The 15293-nt window shown below is 43.0% G+C and carries 8 protein-coding genes; 2 read left to right on the top strand and 6 right to left on the bottom strand.

The window, feature by feature from the left end:
• The first annotated feature begins 16 nt into the window (after positions 1–16).
• Positions 17–1024: a tryptophan--tRNA ligase gene (gene trpS / locus A5882_RS12835; protein ID WP_005236112.1), complete on the top strand. Its 1008-nt coding sequence runs from the start codon at positions 17–19 to the stop codon at positions 1022–1024.
• A 400-nt stretch (positions 1025–1424) separates the two neighbouring features.
• Here the strand turns inward: trpS and pheT are convergent, their stop codons facing one another.
• The 6 genes from pheT to lepB form a co-directional block, all read right to left on the bottom strand.
• Positions 1425–3845: a phenylalanine--tRNA ligase subunit beta gene (pheT, locus tag A5882_RS12830; protein ID WP_086372875.1), complete on the bottom strand. Its 2421-nt coding sequence runs from the start codon at positions 3843–3845 to the stop codon at positions 1425–1427.
• On the bottom strand, positions 3846–4892 hold the full coding sequence (gene pheS, locus A5882_RS12825; protein ID WP_086372874.1) for a phenylalanine--tRNA ligase subunit alpha: 1047 nt from the start codon (positions 4890–4892) through the stop codon (positions 3846–3848).
• Between the two features lie 357 nt (positions 4893–5249).
• Complete coding sequence (locus A5882_RS12820; RefSeq protein ID WP_005226192.1) at positions 5250–5570, bottom strand: helix-turn-helix domain-containing protein; 321 nt, start codon at positions 5568–5570, stop codon at positions 5250–5252.
• A 67-nt stretch (positions 5571–5637) separates the two neighbouring features.
• Positions 5638–9315: a helicase-exonuclease AddAB subunit AddA gene (gene addA, locus A5882_RS12815; RefSeq protein ID WP_086372873.1), complete on the bottom strand. Its 3678-nt coding sequence runs from the start codon at positions 9313–9315 to the stop codon at positions 5638–5640.
• The gene (locus A5882_RS12810) at positions 9308–12925 is read right to left on the bottom strand and encodes a PD-(D/E)XK nuclease family protein (RefSeq protein ID WP_086372872.1); all 3618 of its coding nucleotides are present in this window, start codon (positions 12923–12925) and stop codon (positions 9308–9310) included. Before A5882_RS12810 ends, addA begins: the two co-directional genes overlap by 8 nt.
• A gap of 124 nt (positions 12926–13049) precedes the next feature.
• Positions 13050–13598: a signal peptidase I gene (gene lepB / locus A5882_RS12805; RefSeq protein WP_005236123.1), complete on the bottom strand. Its 549-nt coding sequence runs from the start codon at positions 13596–13598 to the stop codon at positions 13050–13052.
• A 215-nt stretch (positions 13599–13813) separates the two neighbouring features.
• Here lepB and A5882_RS12800 point away from each other — a divergent pair, with 215 nt between their 5' ends.
• Positions 13814–15265: an NAD-dependent succinate-semialdehyde dehydrogenase gene (locus tag A5882_RS12800; protein WP_005236125.1), complete on the top strand. Its 1452-nt coding sequence runs from the start codon at positions 13814–13816 to the stop codon at positions 15263–15265.
• Positions 15266–15293: the final 28 nt, after the last annotated feature.

Genomic DNA, 15293 nt, shown 5'->3' with positions numbered 1-15293 from the left:
AAAAGGTGGAAAAAAAGTGAATACGATTTTAACTGGCGACCGCCCAACTGGCAAATTGCATCTTGGCCATTATGTGGGGTCTTTAAAAAAACGGGTCGAAATGCAAGCTGACCCTGAAAATCAGCTTTATATCATGGTCGCTGACATGCAGGCACTAACAGATAATGCGAAAACACCTGAGAAGGTCTCAGCGAATATTTTAGAAGTTGCTTTGGATTATTTAGCCGTTGGATTGGATCCAGCAAAAACAACGATGTTTATTCAATCGCAAATCCCTCAGCTCTCTGAATTGACGATGTATTATCTCAATCTAGTCAGTGTTGCTCGAGTACGACGCAATCCAACCGTTAAAGCCGAAATTGAACAAAAAAAATTTGGTGAAGGCGTTCCTTCTGGTTTCTTCATCTATCCTGTCTCTCAAGCAGCGGATATCACCGCTTTTAAAGCAAATTTAGTCCCAGTCGGCGAAGATCAAAAACCAATGCTGGAACAAACGCAAGAAATCGTGCATAGTTTTAATTCTACGTATAGTGAAGTATTAGTCGAACCAAAAGCGGTTTTACCGCCAAAAGGCATGGGACGTTTAGCGGGGATCGATGGGAACGGGAAAATGAGCAAATCATTGAACAACGGCATTTACTTAGCTGATCCAGCCGATGTATTACAAAAGAAAGTGATGAGCATGTACACGGACCCAAATCACATTCATGTCAACGACCCCGGACAAGTTGAAGGCAATATGGTCTTCACTTATCTTGATGTATTTGGTACCGAAAAAGAAAAAATTGCTGAATTAAAAGAACATTACACCCGTGGTGGATTAGGCGATGTCAAAATCAAACGCTATTTGATCGATGTTCTAGAAGCCGAATTTGCACCGATTCGTGAACGCCGTGAAGCTTTTGCCAAAGATCCCGGTGAAGTGATGAACTTACTAAAACTTGGTAGTGAAAAAGCTGAACAAGTTGCCGCTCAGACGTTAGCTGAAGTCAAAAATGCAATGGGCATCAATTACTTTGCTTAAAAAACAAGCCTTTACGGCTTGTTTTTTTGTTTACAAATCGGAATGAATTCTTTCATGCAAAACCTATGTACAAACTCTGTGTTAGATTTCACGAGAACACTTCCTCCCCAGACTGACACTTTGTGTATTTTGATTTGATGCTGTTTCTTGCGCAAAAATCGAGGAGCTATCCTAAAAAATAACTTCATAAAACGCTGATTAGAAAATGCATTTTTTCAGCCTAGCCAGTGTTTAAAAAAGGTTGTACCAAAAAAGCTGGAATGCCTTCTATAGAGAAATCTTTTAAGGCTTTCACTCAACTCCTAACATTTTTGTGTCATCTGAGCATCTATTATAATAGTAGAAAACGTTCCCCACCCAACTTCTTTGTATGGTGGAGAACGTTTTTCTACTTATTTGATTAGCGGATTTCTGCTTGAACGTTTTCTTCTAAGTTACGAGTAATTTTCGCTATTGCTTGATTGATCTCTTCATCCGTCAGGGTAGCTTCCGGATTGCTAAAGGTCAGACTGTACCCTAGAGATTTTTTACCTGCTTCAATGTTTTTCCCTTGATAAACATCGAATAAACGAATATCACTTAAGAAGCGACCTGCACTTTCACGAATGATTTCCATCACGGATTGGTTATCGATCGTTTCATCGAGCAAGAGTGCCATATCTCGGGTCACTGATGGGAACTTAGAAACTGGTTGATAGACCAATTGTTCTGTTTTAGCTGCTAATAACTGATCTAAGTTCAATTCAGCAACATAGGTTTCACTCACTTCGTAGGCTTTGGCGATCGATGGGTGGACTTGTCCCAAGAAGCCGATTTCTAGGTCATCTAGCAAGATCATTGCCGTACGCCCAGGATGCATCTCTTTGATATCTGCCGTTTTTTGATAACGAATACGGTCGGTTAATGCCAACGAATCAAAAAGATTTTCTAAAATGCCTTTCAAATGGAAGAAATCAACTTTTTGAGCTTGGGTTTGCCAGTCTTTCTCATGGATATTTCCTGTCAATGCTAGCCCTAAGTGATTGACTTCTGTTGGCAGTTCGTGTTTACTGTCGCCCGTTTGATAGAAGACGCGACCAATTTCATATAAAGCAACACGATTGTTTTTACGTGCCAAATTGTACGCAACGTCGTCTAACAAACCTGAAATAAGATTCAAGCGCAAGACGGCACGCTCTTCGGTCATTGGCCAATCCAATCGAGTCACTTGGCTCGATTTATCCGTAAATTGTTGTGCCTTCTCTTCCGTTGTCAAAGCATAGCTGATGGCTTCACTGACCCCGTTGCCTTCCAAAAGAGTCCGAACTTCTCTAGTCAGACGTTGCGCTTTGGTTAAATGACCGGCAACCGTTTCTCCTTGCGGTAAAGTCGATGGCAAACGATCATAACCGTAAATACGCGCCACTTCTTCAATGATATCTGCTTCGATCGTAATATCCCAACGACGAGGTGGGACTGAAACAATATAGCTGTCTGCTTCTTGACGATGACCAAAGCCTAATGCATCAAAGATTTCTTGCACTTCTTCATCAGTGATTTCTGTGCCTAAATAGCTATTGATCCGTGCTAAAGTAATCGCAACCTCCACAGGTTCTACTGCTACTTGGGAACCTATTACTGCCTCTTTTAAGACCGTTCCGCCAGCAAGTTCCGCAATCAGTGCTGCTGCTGCATCACAAGCTTTTGCAACCGTTGCTTGGTTGATCCCTTTTTCAAAACGAGCGGATGATTCGCTTCTTAAATTGAATTTTTTCGAAGTCAAACGAATCGCTAATGGATCGAACAAGGCCGCTTCTAAAGCGACTGTGGTCGTCGTTTCCGTGATTTCAGAATCAAGACCTCCCATGACGCCTGCGAGCGCAACTGGTGTCGTTCCGTTGGTGATAACGATGTCTTCTGGGGAAAGCTGACGAGTTTCTCCATCTAAGGTAACCAGGCTTTCATTTTCTTTGCCGCGACGTACCAGTATTTCCTTGCTGTCTAGCTTTTGATAATCAAAAGCATGCAATGGTTGACCAAATAACAGTAAGATATAATTCGTCACGTCCACGACATTATTGATTGGACGAATGCCTTCATTCATCAAGCGATTTTGCAGCCATTGTGGACTTGGGGCGATCGTTACGCCATCAATGATTCGAATTTGGTAGGCGGGTGCATCCGTTACTTCAGTGACCTTCACCTGAATTTTATCGGCAGCAGCTACTTCACTTTCGGTAAGCGCAATTTCAGGAAACTTCGGTGTTTGCCGATAGATTGCACCGACTTCATAAGCAACCCCCCGCATGCTCAACGCATCCGCACGATTCGGAGTGATCGATAATTCGATAATGTGATCATCCATATCAAGATAAGGAAAAACCGATGATCCTGGTTCTGCTTCTGCTGGTAAATAATAAATTCCTTCTGCGTATTCTTTGGGAATCACGCTATCGGCATATCCCAACTCTTGCAACGAACAAATCATGCCGTTGGAAACTTCTCCCCGCATCTTGCCCTTTTTGATTTTTACGTTGCCCGCGATTCGAGAGCCTGGTAATGCCACGATGACTTTGATGCCGCTTTTGACATTCGGCGCACCACAAACGATCTGTGAGTCTTCATCCTCGCCAATATTTACTTGGCAAATTGATAGATGATCAGAATCTGGATGTGGTCGGCAGTCGGTCACTTCTCCGACAACGATTTTTTTTAAACCCTCTTCAGGCACGTCAATACCTTCGACTTCGATCCCCGTCACTGACATTTTATCCGCCAGCTCTTTGGGTGTGATCTCAGACAGATCAAGGTATTCATTTAACCATTTGTATGATACTAACATTTATTGTTCCCCCTTGAACTGGCGAATGAAACGCACATCATTTTGATAGAATTGGCGAATGTCGTTCACGCCGTAGCGCAGCATTGCCACTCGATCAGGACCTAAACCAAAAGCAAATCCTGAATATTGGGTTGGATCGATCCCTGACATTTCTAAGACGTTAGGATGCACCATTCCAGCACCGAGGATCTCGATCCAGCCAGTTTGTTTACAAACATTACAACCGGCACCACCGCACTTGAAGCAGCTGACATCGACTTCGACCGATGGTTCTGTGAAAGGGAAATAGCTTGGTCGCAAGCGAATTTGGCGATCTTCCCCAAACATTTTTTGCATCATGACTTCTAAGGTTCCTTTTAAGTCACCCATCGTAATATTCATATCGATTACCAATCCTTCAATTTGATGGAATTGGTGGCTATGGGTCGCATCATCTGTGTCACGACGGAAAACTTTCCCGGGTGAGATCATCCGCAGCGGCCCTTTAGAAAAATCATGAGTCTCCATTGTTCTCGCTTGCACTGGTGACGTATGGGTTCGAATCAGCACTTCCTCTGAAATATAAAAAGTATCTTGCATGTCTCTGGCTGGATGATCTTTTGGCAGATTCATCCGTTCGAAGTTGTAATGATCTTTTTCCACTTCGTAACCTTCGACTACTTGGTAGCCCATACCAACAAAGATATCTTCGATTTCTTCCATGATTTTCGTTAACACATGGCGTGTTCCTCGGTCCATCTTTTTACCAGGCAACGTCACGTCGATGGATTCTTCAGCAAGAGCTTTTTCCAAGTTTGCTGCTTCGATAGACGTCTTGGCTTCTTCGATCGCTTCTGTCAAGATATCACGAATCTCGTTGGCATAGCTCCCCACCTTCGGCCGTTCTTCCGCAGAAAGATCTTTCATCCCCCGTAGAACTTCTGTGATAGGGCCTTTTTTCCCAAGCACTTCCACTCGAATTTGATTCAAGTCATTCATGGTTGGACTTTCTTTGATTTTAAGCAATGTCGTTTCCTTCAATGCTTCTAATTTCTCTTGTAAAGACATGTGTTTCCTCCTTCTATGCTGTGAATAGTGCAAGAATAAAAAGACTGGATTGACTGAATAAAGTGAGTATCATTCGTATAAAGACAAAAAAAGACATCATCCCTTAAAAAGGAACGACGTCTCGTGTTACCATCCTCATTCGCGAAAAAAACCGCGCACTCACTTCGGCTAACGACAGCAAAACTGCCGACTGACTGTAATCAGCAAGCTCCAGAAGTGAAATTCATTTTTCGAATACAGGACTTGCTTTCAGTCTGTGACAAGTCTCCCTTTTTCTGATTCAGCCAAATTACTAGTTTCTATCAACGCTTTTTATCTATTCATTTAAGCTTAGTTTACCTAATTTCCGGTGAGAAATCAACTGCATTCTTCCTCACGCACCCAGGTTTCTGCCCAACGCTTCACACTCATCATACTCTTTTCAAGAGCAATACCTCTTGGCGTCAAGCAGTAAAGATTGTTTTCTTTGCAGACAATTTCTTCCCGCTCTAATTCTTTCAAGCGTTCGACTAACACCCGATCACTCACTTGAGGAATCTTGTTTGCTAACTCAACAAATCTTTGTTTGCCGTCTTCAAGAAGGACATCAATGATCAAGCCGTTCCACTTTTTGCCTAAAATAGAAAAAGCTTTTTCAAATTTAGGACAAAGGGCATAATCCGATTCTACTTTTATCATTCTCCATCACCTCTTTTACCTATTATAGCATATGACTTACGAATTGTAAGAAACTAGGATCGATCAGCTAGAATGCCACGATCATTTTAGGTTTTAACAGCACTAAATAGGTCTGTTTCACTGGTTTGCTCAATGCTTTCTCCAATGCTTGGCAATAGAGTTTCAATTGACCATAATATCGTTCGCGCATTTTCTTTTCAATCTGAGCCTGACTGCCGAAAACATCATCTGTTTTAAAGTCATATAAAATGATTTCATCCGCCAATTCAATATAGCCGTCGATAATACCATGGATCAAAAGCGACGCATCTGGTTCGTCAAACCCTTCAAAGATCGTATCAGCCTCTTTTAGCATCGAAAACGGCTGCTCCCGCTTCACCACATCAGAGAATCGGTTCAGCAGTTTACCTAGTTCAGTTTGATAAAACCACAAAATGCTCGATCGGTCAATTTTTTTGGCGATTTCTTCAGAAAAAAATTGCTTTTTCACGAGTTCAGCAATCAGGAGCGCCAAAGTATCTTGTGTTGGCGTCATTCCTAATGGAATCATTTGCAAAACCGTATGTGTTGCTGTCCCGATACTGCTGGCGAGAGGCTTCGTTTCTTGCAGAAATTTTGGTTTCGCCAATTCATCCTGTACGTAGCGATATTGCTGAGGATTCGTCTTCTCGGAAACCGACCGCCATTCCAACAAAGTGGTCTGTTGATCATCGGGATCGTTATAGAGTCTTTTCAATTCTGATACAGATTGATAACTAGTCGTTTGGGTCGCTTTTTGATAAGGATAGCGATATGCTAGGCGTTTCAAAAGATCATCGATATTGCTATCTGGCGCAAGCAATCGTTTAGGCTCCTCGACTGGCGCAAGGGTCTCTTGGACTTGTTGCGTGATCGTTTCTTGATTCCACCATGACAGACGAAAATGAGCAGGATGATCGATCGTCCGCTTGCGCTCTGACGCTTCAGAGAATACTGCTTCCATATCTGGATGGCGCATCAGGGTCCGTCCGACCCAATCCATCAAGCTCCCCCGGGCAACAAGCCGTAATGCAGGATCAAGAACCATCTCGGCTTGTGTCAGGCCAGATTGCCAAGTCTTAAAGGCATCCGCTTGATTTTTATAGGAGCCCACTAAGAAAATCTTCTGCTCTGCTCGTGTCAATGCTACGTATAATTTTCGCATTTCTTCTGACAAGGCTTTTTTCAAACGAACTTGCTTGATGGCTTGAAACGGCAGTGTCTCAAATTTAAGGTTTTCTGCTGGATTCACATATTGGATCCCAGCCCCCAGCTGTTCTTCAAAGATATAGCGTTTTTGAAAATCTTGGTAGTTAAAGAATTTTGTTGTATCCAGTAAGAACACAACAGGGAATTCCAAGCCTTTACTTGCATGGACGGTCATCACTCGAACGGCATCTTCTACAGGAGTAGCCACAGGCTCCGCCAAATCTTTGTTTTTTTCTTGCATTTTTTCGATGAAGCGAATGAATTGGTACAAACCACGGAAACTGCTCTTTTCGTATTTTTCGGCTCTGTGGATCAATGCCACTAAATTTGCATAACGCTGCTGTCCTGCAGGAAGTCCCACAACATAATCCAAGTAAGCAGTATCTTCATAGATTTGCCATAATAAGGTCGGGATCGGTAATCTGCGTGCTTCTTCGCGCCATTGATTTAGTTTGGCTAAAAACCCATCCACCGTTTGCCACAAGGGTGACTCTTCTTGTTGAACATGATAATCCAATACTGCATCATAGTAGTCGCTGGAACGATTTGCTAAACGGATCTCAGCCAATTGATCTTCTGTTAGGCCGACGATTGGCGAACGCAAGACCGCCACAAGGGGGATATCTTGGTACGGATTGTCAATGATTTGCAGCAAAGAAACGACGGTTTGGATTTCCGTTGCCTGAAAATAGTTTTGAGCATCATTCACCGCCATCGGAATCCCAAACTGCTTAAAGACATCCAAAATGACAAGATTGTTTTTACGTGTAGGGGTCAATAAGACGATATCGTTGTAAGTGATTGGTCGATTTGCTTTGGCTTTTTTGTCATAGATCATGAATTTTGATTCAATCAACTCTCGAATCTTCAATGCAGTAATCTGCATTTCACCCTCTGTTTTGTCATCGATCAATTGTTCTTCGGATTCATGCTCTTTTTCATATAACAAGAGCTCTGTGGCAAAGGCGTCGCTTTCTGGAAAATGAGGAAAACCGGTAATCAAGGCTGCCGCCTCATCATAAGGGATTTGTCCAACCCGTTCATCCATCAGCTGTTGAAAAACTAGATTCGTAAAATCCAATACGTCGGAGCGAGAACGGAAATTTTCTGCTAAGACGATTCTCCGCCCACCATTCTCCGTTTCAAATGCCAAGTATTTTTCGATAAAAAGCGTCGGATCTGCTAGTCGAAACGAATAGATCGACTGCTTTACATCCCCCACCATAAACATGTTGCCGGGGTTATGATCGACTTGTCTCACCCAATATAAAATTGCCTCTTGCAGCCGATTGACGTCTTGATATTCATCGACTAAAACTTCTTCAAAGCGATCACGATAATAGGTCGACGCTTCACTTCCACTACCGTCTCCTTGTAAAATCTGCAAGGTGAAATGTTCCAAATCATTAAAGTCTAAACGGCCTTTTGAAAGTTTCCTTTCTTGGAATGCTTTCATAAACGCTTCGGTCATAGCTGCCATTTTTTCAACGACAGGTGCGGACCGATGAAGCAGCTCCATCATTTCAGCCGGTGGGTATGGAAAGGCCGCTTTCAATTGCTCAACCAATTTTTTCGCATCATCTCGCAAAGGTTTAATTTCTTGAGAGAGTTCCTTTTGTTCTGGTTTGCGAAAAGCTGGGTAGCGAGCAAAACGCAACACTTGGATTTGCTCATAGAAGCCATCAACATCGTCTGAATCAAGCAGAGCCTTTAAAGTTTCCACCATTCCTAATTCGGTATCGATCAATAGTGCCGCTTTTTCCATCGCTTCATCAGAACGGGCATAGTCTTGCGCCGCCTGCAGCAAATGCGCCGCTGTCTTCAAGTTTTCTTGCAAAGTCGGCTTGATTTGCGATTGGTACAGGGTATTTTCAGCAAAGGTTTCTTTGCCGATATAGTGATCACTTAGATGAGCTAACCAGTTTACTGGATCCGGATTTGCTCGGGCAAAGTCATAAAGAGACAGGATCAGATCCCCGACGCCTTCATCGGAACGATCACTAGAAAAATTTTCCGTCAAACGAAAGAACGCTTCATCATTGGCTTCATATTGTTGATCTCTCAGCTGTGTCCAGATTTCTTCTTTCATCAATAAAATTTCGGTTTCATCAGTCATCATGCGGAAATTTGGATCTAAATCGATCAAATAATAAAAACGCCGAATCACAGTTAAACAAAACGCATGCAAGGTAGAAATGTTAGCTGTCGGCAATAGCTGCAGCTGACGGACGAAGTGCTGGCGCTTTTGCTCGTCACTTTCTTGATTGATGGACTGCTGCAATGCCGCTTGAATCCGTTCTTTCATTTCTCGAGCAGCTGCTTCGGTAAAGGTCACGATCAGTAAAGAATCGATCGTCGTTCCTGCTTTTAGCTTTTCAATCACTCGCCGAACCAAAACGGTGGTTTTGCCTGAACCCGCTGAAGCGGAAACGAGGATATTATCCCCTTTATCAAAAATGGCTTGCCATTGGGTATCCGTAAAGGTTTCATTTTGCGGTTTTAAAGGGATCTTACTCATCTTCTTCCTCCCTTAAGCGATGGATAATCTCATCTTTAGATAAGTTTTCTAAACGGTGGTACTCATTTTCTTTCAACAATACATCAAAGTCACAGATGCTGCGAAACGGACAAAACTCACACGCCCTTTTTTTGTCTTTTAATTTATAAGACGGGTTTAAGGCGATTTCACCGCTCAACAGCTTCTCACCACTTTGTTGCATATTTTTCCGATTGTTTTTTCTTAATAGTTCAAGCTCTTCTTCTGTATAAAACTTGTTTTTCGCCTGTGTTGTTTTTTGATAATTGCCGTTTTTGTCTTTCCGAACAGGAAATACCGGCGAATTTTTGCTGGCTTCAACTTCCTCATCGAGTAACGGGAAAACAGCCGGTTCGTCAATAAACAACCCGTCATACTTGAAACGTTTTAAACGTTCTTCTTCACTGGCTTCTTGTCCGTCCAAAAGCGGATTATGCACATGCAGATAATATGCCCCCGCTGGTCGAACCTTTGGCGAACCAACCAGTTGGACAGCATCCGTCAATGCGACGTCGAGATACGTGATCAACTGCATCGCAAGTCCGTAGTAGGCTTCAGAAAGGTCAAAATCTCGGCTGCTAGATTTATAGTCAACAACGGAAAGCCATTGTTCTTCTTCCGTTTTCGCCGTATCGACACGATCAATCTTCCCCCGCACATGTAGTTTCCCGCCAGAACTTAATGGTAATTCGATCCCGTTAATCCCATTTGAGCCAGCGATCTGGCCGAACAGCACCTCCGTCTTTTCAGGACTAAAATGCATTTTTTGTCCTTGTTTCGCTAATGCCCACGCTACTCGCTGAATCGTCTTGCCTAATTGATACCGAATAAAATTCATCCGAGCAGAACTCGTCAGTAAGCGATAACGGCTTTCGCCAAAAATTTCCTGCAAAACGACTTCCACAAATTGCACGCGTTGGTCAGCAGTTAACTGGGTCAAGGAAATATTTTCAGCAATTAGGACTTTGACAAAGCGGTCCAACGCATCATGGAAAAACTCACCGGTCATTGCTGGATTTAAGCCATAAACTTCCCGTTCTTTTAACCGTAATCCGTAGCTGACGAAATACTTGTATTCACACTGATAGAACGTCTCCATCTGAGAAATGGAGCTGTAGATCGACGGGCCATATAGCGCCGCAGCTTGTGCTTGAGACAAAGGAATCGGAATATTTTGATGGGTTTGGCTTTCAAATACTTGGGCAGCTAAATCTGTCCATTCCGAACGTAACAGCGCTTGTTTCAGTTGCTCCCACACTCGAGGCAAATTCTCTTTGTTTTTTTGCGCTTGCTGACTGAGATTATTGATTTGGTAGATCAGGCCACGATAACTGCCAACATAGTCTCTCGGGTCACTGACTAGCGTCAAGATCCCCCGCTCTTGCAGTGGTACATCCAAATGCTTGACCACGCGGTCTAAATAAGGCGACATCTTGATGTTTTGCTGTGTATCAAAATTAACGGCATAGGACAGTGATAAGTGCTCTGTCGCTGAAAGCAAGACAGAATAAAAGGCAAATGGTTCTTTGACACTGCCTTCCACCACTGTGTCTCTAAGGTATTTCTCACCATTGAATAACTGATTGAAATGCTGACGTTCTTCATTCGTCAACAATGTTTTATTTTCCATTTTTCTTGGCAAAGCCGTTTCATTCAATCCCGGTGCAAATGTGATCTTCGCTTGTTTCGGACGCGCCAAATCAAGGCGGTTGATGTTGACTTGGTCGATCGCTGTTGGGATCTTTCCGAATGTGACATTTTCTAAGCCAGTCAATAAGACATCTTCAAAGAGCGCAAAATCAAAGGGCTCATCTCCATAGATCGTGGCATACTCATCCAGCAGATCCATTAAAGCTTGCCATGCTTGTTCATGATTGCGGGCTTGATCTAATTTTCCTTGTTGGATTGCCTGGTCTCGCCAATGCCTCAGCTGTTGCTCGACACCCGCATTCAGTAAAAAGCGATACAGCAGTTCTACGGCATCTCGATTTGTTCTAGCTGCTGTCAGCCAATCGAGTGTATCCACGACATCTTGCTTGAAAGCCCTGCGAAGCTGATTGGTGTACGCCGTCAAATCCACTTTGTCCACTGCTTCTTCTTCCGATTGTAAATACTCGATCAGTTCCCAATCTTCGTTTCTCGTCCAACTCGCTCCTTGGAAATCATGAGCCAGCGCTTTGTTCTCGGTAATATCCACCAACTTACGAAACTGGTCACGCCCAACAAGCCAATCTGCTTCGGAGCGATAGGCTGCCGGTAAGTAAAGTTCCGTTCTAAGCAACCGTAAAATATCATTTAAGCGAAAGCCATAGGATTGGCAAGCAAAAAAAGCATTCAAAAACTCAACCAATGGATGTTGCGCCATCATCTGCTCTTCATCGATATAAAAAGGAATCTCAAACTCAGTAAAAATTTTAGGAATATACTGATGATAGACTTCTGGTTCGGCGATCAGTAATTGGATATCACGATACCGTAATGTTGGGTACCGTTTCTTATCACTCATCATCCCGCGGATCGACGCTGCGATTTGACGAATCTCTTCTTCGGGATTCCCAACTTTCCAGACAGCCAAGAAGTCTTTGACGGACGTCTGCTGATGATAATTGGCTTGTGATTGGGTCTGCCGCCAAAAAGTTTCTACTTCCTTGTATGCCTGCGGGATCGATCCCTCGTCTTCTTTGTCCACTTCTTGGTTGACGGAAAGTTTCTGATCTAAATAAATGTTCACTTGATTGTCACGAGCAGAACTGATCAACTGATAATAGGTCCGTCCTGCTTCGTAAAATAAATTCAATGGCGTGGGCATCTCTTGTGGGTACCCGCGATCCAAAATAAGATCAATCACTACATGACTTCTCTTCATCAGTACTTGAATCAACTGTTGCTCTTGTGTTGAAAAAGCGGAGAAACCGCTGATAATAAATAAGGCGTGGGAAAGATCTGGCGCTTTGTTCAAAGAAACAGTGGTTGGCATTGCATGATCCACCGAGGAATCGCCCAGCAAGGAACCTTCCAGAAAGCGTGTCAGTAAGGTGATCGGTTGTTCGACTTGCAAGGCACGCTCTAGAAGTTCTTGTTCAAATCGTTGAAAAATTATCGCTAATTCACTGTATTTTTTTTCTTCGTCTTGGGTTGCGCTTGGTGCAGCACCACCTGCTAATAAATCTTCGATCCCCAATCGACTTGTATGCATTTCTTGATAGAAAGCCAACAATTGTTGGATAAAACCCGCTTTGTTGATCTCACCACGGTATAAGACGAGTTCTTCTTCTAGTTCCAAAAGCAGCTTACGCATGATCATGGAGGCACCATTTTCAGTGATGGCATTTTGAGAAAGCAAGCCGGTTTGCTGCAGATAAAACCAAGCCAAACGGTGAAAACTATACACTTGCGCGCGAATAGAAGCAAAATCTTCTACGCGATCCTCTTTCAGTAATTGAAGGATCTCGCGCTCTCGTTCAAATTTGTTGTAGTTAGGTACCAGGAAAAATACTTCTTGATGGTCTTTTTCTAACCAGCTTTTTGCATTTTCTATCACTGCTTGATCATGACGACAACGGCCATCGCCAAGAATAAATCGTAAACTCATGAAAGGACTCCTTCTCTCCATCGTCTTTTAAAAAAATCCACTAAAAAATCAGCGACACGCTTTTTCGAATGCGTCTTTATTTTTAAGAGACTCTCCTTAAAAACAAAATAACAATCGCAGAATTTCATTCTTTGCCTACCATACCAAAATCGGCAATTGGCCAGAAAACAAATTTTACATCCCCCAAAATTGTTGATTCATCGATCAGACCTAATTGACGACTATCTTTGGAAATTCGACGGTTATCCCCTAACACTAAAATTTGACCTTCAGGAATGACTTCAACACCAAATAACCCCATATCAAAATCACTAGTCAACGGAAAGCCATCTGCGACAGCTGCTTTGAATTCATCCAAGTAGGGTTCATCATATGCTTGTCCATTGATATAAAGGGTATCGTTTTGATAGGAAACCTGGTCGCCAGGTAATCCGATTACGCGTTTGATATAGTTTTTGCCTGCTTCATCCGGTGCTTCAAACGTTATGATATCGAAACGTTCGATCTCGGTATTTTTCAAAGCAATCACCCGCTCACCATCATGTAATGTGGGGTCCATCGAATCTCCTTTTACGATCACAGGGGTAAAGACATACTGTCTTAATAACAAGAGGAATAAAGTAAAGATCACGACAAATCCTACTGTTTTTAAAAGCTCTTTTACTTGTTGCACGCGTCCCTCACTCCTTGAATGTTTTAACTATATTTTCCAAGAATCGAACAAACATTCTTATTTTTCTATTCTACCATAAAATGAAAGGAGCAGGACATCTCCTCTCTGGTTCTTTATGAAAATTTGGGGAATCATTGGACTTGCGTATGAATTGTCATCTTATCTAATCCGTGCTACGGTTGAAATAGAACCCATTATTGAAAGGAAGTGCCAAAATGAACCAACAGTTACCACAAGTGCCCACGAAGTTATTGATTGACGGAAAATGGCTTGAAGGAACAAAAGAGTCGGTTTCGGTTACCAATCCTGCCACTAATGAAGAACTGGTAAAAGTCAGCCAAGGAGGCATCGATGAAACAAAGCAAGCGATCGATGCCGCCGCGAAAGCCTTCACAGATTGGTCAAAACGTTCGCCTCGAGAACGAGCCGATTTGATGAACAAGATTGCTGATTTAATGGAACAAGAAAGCGACCGTTTGGCAAAAATTATGAGCATGGAACAAGGAAAACCATTAAAGGAGGCAGAGGCAGAAATCCAATCCAACGTAGACAATTTCCGTTGGAATGCCGCCGAAGCACAACGGGTCTACGGCGAAGTGATTCCAGCTCCTGCACACAATCATTGGCTGGTGCGAAAAGAAGCCATCGGTGTTGTTGGTGCGATCACGCCTTGGAACTTTCCTTCCAATATGATTGCTCGAAAAATCGCTCCTGCCATGGCAGTTGGCTGTACCCTTGTTATGAAACCATCTAAAGAAACACCCCTATCAGCATTGGCTTTAGGTGAACTTTTTCAACAAGCGGGCCTTCCTGACGGAGTCGTCAATATCGTCTTAGGGGATTCTTCTGAAATCGGGAAAGAATTGACTGAGAACAAACAAGTCAAAAAAATCACCTTTACCGGCTCCACGAAAGTTGGGATGAAATTATACGAACAAGCTGCACCAACTCTGAAAAAAGTTTCATTGGAGTTAGGCGGCCATGCCCCGTTTCTTGTTTTTGCTGATGCTGATTTAGATTTAGCTGCTGAAAAATTAATTGCAGCAAAATTCCGCAACAACGGTCAGGTCTGTACATCCCCCAATCGAATTTTTGTCGAAGAATCCATCAAAGAAGCCTTTACTAAAAAGCTATTAGGGCAAATGGAAGCCGTAACTGTTGGTAATGGTTTAGAGAACCCCACCGTTGGTCCTTTGATCAATCAAGCAGGCGTTAAAAAAATCATCGACCAGCTGGAAGATGCGGTAAATAAAGGGGCTAAAGTCTTATTCGGTGGGAAGAAGCTTACTGAAGGTGAATACGAAAAAGGCAACTTCTTTGCACCAACGGTCATCGACGGCATCACTCCTGACATGACTATTTACTATGAAGAAACCTTTGGACCCGTGATTCCATTGATCTCATTTACGGATCGACAAGCAGTCATCGCCGCGGCAAATGATACGGAATTTGGATTAGCCTCTTACTTCTTTTCAACGAATCTGCAAACAATCTCGGATGTAGCCCAAAACCTCCAATATGGGATGGTTGGGGTCAATGACATTGCGATCTCAAACCCAGCGGCTCCCTTCGGCGGCGTCAAACATTCCGGTTTTGGTCGTGAAAACGGCAAATATGGTCCTGAAGAATACGTGACTGTCAAATTTATCGCCATTGATGCCCAGTAAGAAAAAAAGTCAGGCGCGTTTGCCTGAT

This window comes from Enterococcus sp. 4E1_DIV0656 (genome assembly GCF_002140695.1).
Classification (GTDB): domain Bacteria; phylum Bacillota; class Bacilli; order Lactobacillales; family Enterococcaceae; genus Enterococcus_D; species Enterococcus_D entomosocium.
The sequence above is the reverse complement of the archived record's forward strand: the minus strand, read 5'-3'. Positions and strand labels throughout refer to the sequence as shown.

Coding starts and splice junctions, on each gene's coding strand:
- pheT (WP_086372875.1), bottom strand. CDS start 3,845: ATGTTAGTATCATACAAATGGTTAAATGAATACCTTGATCTGTCTGAG.
- pheS (WP_086372874.1), bottom strand. CDS start 4,892: ATGTCTTTACAAGAGAAATTAGAAGCATTGAAGGAAACGACATTGCTT.
- A5882_RS12820 (WP_005226192.1), bottom strand. CDS start 5,570: ATGATAAAAGTAGAATCGGATTATGCCCTTTGTCCTAAATTTGAAAAA.
- addA (WP_086372873.1), bottom strand. CDS start 9,315: ATGAGTAAGATCCCTTTAAAACCGCAAAATGAAACCTTTACGGATACC.
- A5882_RS12810 (WP_086372872.1), bottom strand. CDS start 12,925: ATGAGTTTACGATTTATTCTTGGCGATGGCCGTTGTCGTCATGATCAA.
- A5882_RS12800 (WP_005236125.1), top strand. CDS start 13,814: ATGAACCAACAGTTACCACAAGTGCCCACGAAGTTATTGATTGACGGA.